Genomic DNA, 6,299 nt, shown 5'->3' on the forward strand with positions numbered 1-6,299 from the left:
CATTGCGCGAGAAATATCAGTGGAGTCACGCCGAGGGCGGCGGACTTGGGAATTCAGCGTCAACACGAGCCAGAACGCTCTGCAGAAATCAAACAGTTCGTTGAATATGGGTTTCCGTGGTCCACGCTGAGCGAGAGCAAAAGAGAGTCCAGTGAATACAACGATCTTCGGAAGCCAGGCTGGCTGCCCACTGCCATCGTCGTCAACATCCTAGAGCTTCCGGACGTAAGACCGACAGGCTCTGTGGATAAGGATGATCTCATAACGATTGCGGAAGAAAATTCTGCGTGCCGGATTACTTTGCCGTACTCGGAATGGACGCCGCATTGGCGTCCGTCTGGCACTCCTCCCTTTGAAGTCATCGATGGACAGCACCGGCTCTGGGCGTTCGAACATGGGGAGGCCGACTTCGAACTTCCAGTCGTGGCTTTTCACGGTCTGGACATAAGTTGGCAGGCTTATCTGTTTTGGACGATTAACATCAAACCAAAACGCATTAACCCAAGCTTGGCCTTCGATCTCTATCCGCTATTGCGAGCAGAGGACTGGCTTGACAGGGCCGAAGGGCACGAAATCTATCGCGATACAAGATCGCAAGAACTGACAGAAGCAATGTGGTCTCATTCGGAAAGCCCATGGCACGACCGAATCAACATGCTCGGAGAAAAAGGAAGTCCATGGGTCACTCAAGCAGCATGGATTAAGACGCTCACCAACACATTTATTCGTCGTTGGACAGGCAAGACTTCCGGCCCAGGCGGACTGTTTGGATCAAGGATGGCGGAAGGGGAGGATGTACTTGGATGGAGTCGTGCACAGCAGGCTGCATTCCTGATTTATGCGTGGCAACGATTCCGCGACTCCGTGAAGAATTTCGATGACGGATGGGCAAAGAAACTTCGCATTGAAGCGATGAAGGAAAAAGAACCCCAGCTGGATGATGATCCTGCGTTTTACGGTCGCTATTCGCTTATATCCTCTGATCAGGGGGTCCGAGGATTTCTGCACGTGTTGAACGATGTATGTTTCGTCTGGGCCACTCGCCTACAGCTACGATCGTGGCAAGTCGAAAGGCGTGCAGGCGCGAGTGACACAGACGCAGTAACTCTCGCATTAGCTACGTTGCGAGAACACCCGATGAGCAAATTTGTAACATCCTACGCGGAAGCGCTAGCGAAATTTGATTGGCGCGTAAGCTCAACGCCAAATCTAACTGACGTCGAACGTAGGGCTAAACTGGTGTTTAGGGGAAGCAGCGGGTATCGCGAGTTGCGGGCACAGCTCATAGACACACTAAGAACTAGCGAAGGCGATGTCGCGGATGCAGCGAAGCGGCTCTAGAAATGACCCTTTTCGCCAGCGACAAGCAGATTGTAGCGCGTCTAGCGCGTAGACATGTCGAGGAGACTTTCTCTGCACTGAAAGGCACAATTGCTAGTTCACGATGGGTTACTGCGGCGAACCGGTATTCTGTAGATCCAGTTGCCGTATTAGCTGGCGAAATTGACAACGGCAGCGGCCAACAACCGACCGAGCTTGCGCAGTACATTGCTGCAAGCCCTGTGCTCCACGCGACGGATGGCTGGAGTTATCTGGGAAAATCCCTTGTCGCGCTCCTTCGCGGCGATCCGCACCGAGCCATTCATCTGGCATACTATGCAGAATTGCGCGCGGCGGTGTCCCTCTTAGCAACCGAAGGCATTGGAATATTCTCAACCAATCACTTCGCCATAACTCGAAAAGACACTATCCGGAAGTTTAGTTCGACACTAGGAACACATCGTTTTGCTTGGAGCTGCCTAGATCATTGGGCGACTTTGCCAAAAGCAACACAGTTATTTGTGAGGATGATTAGGCCACAAGGAATTGCGTTGGAGGATTGGTTTTTGCCCGTAGGCGGAACGACCGCGATAGCACCTCAGGCCCAAGCTTGGTTAAGGCAATGGGGCGTAGATCTAAGGAATTTTGCCGACGACCGGGACGCCCGCAATATATCCAGCTACCAGCCAGATGGCATTCCAAACGTTTGGCAAATCCAAGGGCCTGATGCGCTCGAGTTCGCGCGTGACCTCTGGGCTTCTTTGGAGCCCTCACCTCTTACTAGATTTGACGTGATCGATCGAAGCATCCTTCGTATTGCGACAGAAGCGCTGTTCAAATCTCTAACCGGCGATACTGCTCAGCAACGGCCAAATAAGTTTCGACCGTTTGCGGAAAGCATAATCAAGCCGCACAATCTATCCGGACCTACTGAAACTCAACTGCTTCGGTTTCTCATGCGAGGCAGCTCGCCACATAACCCGACGATATTTGAGCACTCCAAGGGACCTGCTACAGACGCAGCAACAGGCGCACACGCTGTAATCTCTAGAGCGGCACTTTTGCTCCGACTAGCATCCGGGGCCTCATTGTTGCTGCTCCGCGCAGCATCCCTCAATGCAGCTTCGATTGCATTTTGGTCAGACTCGCTTGGCAGAAGCCGGGGGCTTTGGGAGAATGCACTGAGCTCCCCTATGGATATGTGGGCAGATGTGCTGGACGCCCTAGCCGAGGTCGAAGCTTTTCAACAGCAATACGCTCAAGTTGACCAAACTTTCTTTAAAATTCGTTCTGAGCTAAGCGACGCGCTGGTAAATTTAGGTAGCCCCGAGCGAGTCGCAATTTGGGCTATGACCCCTTGATCGCGGCGACAAAAGTCTAACCTGATGAAATATATGGGCTCAAAGAGAGCAATGTTGCTCAATGGATTGGGCACGTTGCTGGCTCGAGAAGTTCCAAAGGTGACTCGGTTCGTTGACTTGTTCACAGGGTCCGGAGCTGTTGCTCGACACGTAGCTCAGTCATACGAAGTCCCCGTTCTAGCTGCCGACCTGCAAGAATACAGCGTGGCATTGGCCGGATCCGTAATCTGCCGTGTTAGACAATTGGACGCAGAAAAAATTTGGCAGAGATGGCTCGTCGCAGCTACGAAGCATCTCGACGGGCACAGACCTAAGCCACCCACACTGAAGGCTATGACCAAGGCAACTGTCGCCGCGGACCGCATGTGGTCAGCGGAGCGGTCGGACCTCCCAATAACAGCGGCGTATGGTGGCCACTACTTCAGTGCGAGACAGGCAATTTGGTTTGACGCATTGCGGTCAACGCTGCCACGCAATTTGGAGACGAGGCAATTAGCCTTAGCCTCGCTTATACAGGCCGCTAGTCAGTGCGCTGCAAGTCCTGGTCACACTGCTCAGCCGTTTCAACCTACCCTTACTGCTAGAAAATTTCTCTTTGAATCTTGGCACAAGGACGTTCTCTTTCATACCAAGCGAAACCTGATTTTGTTGGCGGGTTTGGCGGCGAAGCAAAAGGGTAGGGCGCTAAGAGCTGACGCGAATCTACTTGCCGACGATTTGTCGCCGGGCGATCTTGTGTTCATCGATCCACCTTATTCCGGCGTGCACTATAGTAGATTCTACCATGTCCTTGAATCGATAGCGTCTGGTAAACCAGGTACCGTTTCAGGCATCGGTCGATATCCGGAGAATAACAAGCGACCACGCTCTCGCTATAGCATCCAAACGCAGGCCAGTAATGCGATCGAACATCTTTTGCGCACGACGGCCAATAAAGGCGCGAAAGTAGTCCTCACCTTCCCGGACCACGAGTGTTCAAACGGTTTATCCGGAGATCAAGTTCAAAGCATTGCTTCGCAATACTTCAATACAAAGCGCAAAGTAGTTTCGAGTCGGTTCAGCAGCCTTGGCGGCACAAGTGATCAGCGCGGCGACCAGGCCGGTAGGGACGCTCGGTTGAATGCTCATGAGCTGATATTGCTGCTTACCCCCCGTTGAGTTGCTGGCTGAAATTATTCAGTCCTGATTCGCGCAACTTGATCTGACAGACCAAAGCTGGCCTTCCCCCTCGCCACCCAGCGAAACCCCCGCTAAACTTCCGGCTGCATCATCTCCGGGACACTCCCCATGGAATCCAGAAACATCGTCATCTGCTGCGACGGCACCGGCAACGAGATTTCCGAGAACATCTCCAATGTGCTGAAGCTCTATCGCTGCCTGCGCAAGACCGAGAAGACCGAGCCGCGGCAGCTGGTGTTTTACGATCCCGGCGTCGGCACGCTGGCGCGGCCGAATACGTGGCACCGGCTCAGGCAGAATTTCAACGCCATCCTGGGGCTCGCCACCGGCTATGGGCTCGATGACAACGTGCTGGCGGCCTATTGCTTCCTGGTGCAGAACTGGCGCGAGGGCGACCAGATCTATCTGTTCGGCTTTTCCCGCGGCGCCTACACCGTGCGGGTGCTGGCGGGGCTGATCCACAAGATCGGCCTGATCACGGAAGAGCAGGCCAATCTCGCAGGCAGCGGCCTGATCGCCTACAAGGCGTTCTCCAGCGACGAGGCGCCGAAGCTGCGCGAAAAATTCAGGGGGCGCGTCGACGCCGCCGCCGCCGAGGATGCCGAGCCGCCCTCGCCGTTCGACAACGCCGCGCAGTTCGCGCGCATCACCTCGGCGCGCTGGCCCACCATCCGCTTCGTCGGCGTCTGGGATACGGTGGCAAGCGTGATCGTGCCGCGGCCCGACCGGTTCTATCTCCCGAGTCTGGAGGAACTGGCCTGGACGCTGCAGAACCCGAGCGTGCAGATTTTCCGCCAGGCGATCTCGATCGACGAGCGGCGCTGCATGTTCCGCCTGAAAAAGTGGGACGCGCCGCAGACCTACAAGCCGGTCCGCTTCAACGACATCAAGAACGCGCCGCAGGATATTTTGCAGGTGTGGTTTTCAGGCGTGCATGCCGATATCGGCGGCGGCTATCCCGAAAAGCAATCCGGCCTCTCCAAATATCCGCTGCTCTGGATGATCGACGAGGCCGAGAAAGCCGGCCTCAAGTTCAACCACGCCAACGTCAACCAGCTCGCCTGGGGCATTCCGCGCAAGAACAGCCCGTTCTCCTATGTCGCGCCTGATGTGCGCGGCGAGGTGCATAATTCGCTTGTTGGCGCGTGGTGGATTCTCGAATTCCTGCCGAAGAGCGCGAAGTACCGGGAGTGGCCGAAGCGGCAGGTGTATTTTGGATTCTACATTCCGGATGCGGAGCCAAGGGTGATTCCGGAAGGCGCGGTTGTGCATGAGTCGGTGGTGAAGCGGATGGCCGAGGTGAAGGATTATCGGCCGGTGAATTTGCCGGAGAAATACGAGACGTGGCCGATGCCGGTGAAAGCGGAAGCGGTGGAGATGCCGGCGGAGGTGTGAGGCAAGCGCGCGCCAAGCGAACGGTGCGTTCCCTCCCCCCTTGCGGGGGAGGGCTAGGGAGAGGGGTGGCGGCAGCGGGACTGCCGGTGTAACCGTTGCCCGATCCGCGCACGCGGTAATGATAAGACAGCAATCCCATCACACACCACCGATGACGCCACCCCTCTCCCCCGCCCTCCCCCGCAAGGGGGGAGGGAGCGACCGTTCGTGTGGGTGCAACCGCCGTCATTGCGAGCGAAGCGAAGCAATCCACATTGCGCCAAGCCGAGGCATGGATTGCTTCGCTCCGCTCGCAATGACGGCTAGGCTGCGACAAAACAACCCGACGGGAAAATCAGTTCCGATTTACGGAAACCATGTCAAGCCTAAAATTTCTGTAAATCAAAAAATATTTCGCTTTCCATCGCCCCCAAATCACCTGCACATCAATAGCCATCCCGTCCCACTCAGAGGGGCGTCGGCCGTCGTCATGACGAGGGGCGGGGATGCGGTGGACGCTGATGTTGCGATTGACGGTCGCGGCTGATGCGTACGGCGAAAGCGTGTGGTCCTGGCGCCCGTAACGGCGTCAAGCTCTGAAGAAGCTAACGCTTCGGAGGGGTGACGGTGGCAATAGAGGCCGTCTCACCGGGGAGAGCGCGCTATAAGCCGTAAAGCCATCGCGCAGGGAATGTCGGATGTTCTCCGCTGCCCTGTATGCTCATGTGCAGCTTTTTTAGCACAGAACGCACATGAGACCGCGGGTGCAGCGCGCATCCGGCATTCCCTGCGCCCTCTGGATTTTGGGGGCAAACGATTTGAACAACCCGGGCGAAACCTGCCGCGGGAACGCGGAGGTGTGTTTGGGATGATTCTATCCACGTCGTCCCGGGCTTGACCTCAGATGCGCAATTGCGCATCGGGGGACCCATACGCCGCGGCCCATCGGTGAGAACGCCGGCGTTGGAGACCTTCTGCAACAACAACCGCCGCGGAGTGATGGTGTGGACGGCCCCCTACGGCATCAGTTGTGCCAGAATGAGGTTGTTGAGATCTCAGACAAGG

The 6,299-nt window shown here is 56.1% G+C and carries 4 protein-coding genes and 1 pseudogene; all 5 read left to right on the plus strand.

From position 1 onward, the window contains the following. Positions 1–45 precede the first annotated feature (45 nt). Complete coding sequence (locus JQ609_RS33665) at positions 46–1,341, plus strand: DGQHR domain-containing protein (RefSeq protein ID WP_212276869.1); 1,296 nt, start codon at positions 46–48, stop codon at positions 1,339–1,341. A gap of 2 nt (positions 1,342–1,343) precedes the next feature. After that, positions 1,344–2,681 (plus strand): hypothetical protein, encoded by a 1,338-nt coding sequence (locus JQ609_RS33670; RefSeq protein ID WP_212276871.1) that lies wholly within the window; start codon positions 1,344–1,346, stop codon positions 2,679–2,681. A 33-nt stretch (positions 2,682–2,714) separates the two neighbouring features. Further along, positions 2,715–2,909: pseudogene (locus tag JQ609_RS35975) on the plus strand (DNA adenine methylase); the annotation flags it as partial. Positions 2,910–3,014: 105 nt separating this feature from the next. Next, positions 3,015–3,839, plus strand: coding sequence for a DNA adenine methylase (locus JQ609_RS33675; protein WP_249128746.1), 825 nt, complete (start codon positions 3,015–3,017; stop codon positions 3,837–3,839). A gap of 129 nt (positions 3,840–3,968) precedes the next feature. Next, positions 3,969–5,255 carry a DUF2235 domain-containing protein gene (locus JQ609_RS33680; RefSeq protein ID WP_212276875.1) on the plus strand — a complete coding sequence of 429 codons (1,287 nt, stop codon included), beginning with the start codon at positions 3,969–3,971 and terminating at the stop codon, positions 5,253–5,255. The last annotated feature ends 1,044 nt before the right edge of the window (positions 5,256–6,299 follow it).

Source organism: Bradyrhizobium sp. AUGA SZCCT0169 (assembly GCF_018130085.1).
GTDB lineage: Bacteria > Pseudomonadota > Alphaproteobacteria > Rhizobiales > Xanthobacteraceae > Bradyrhizobium.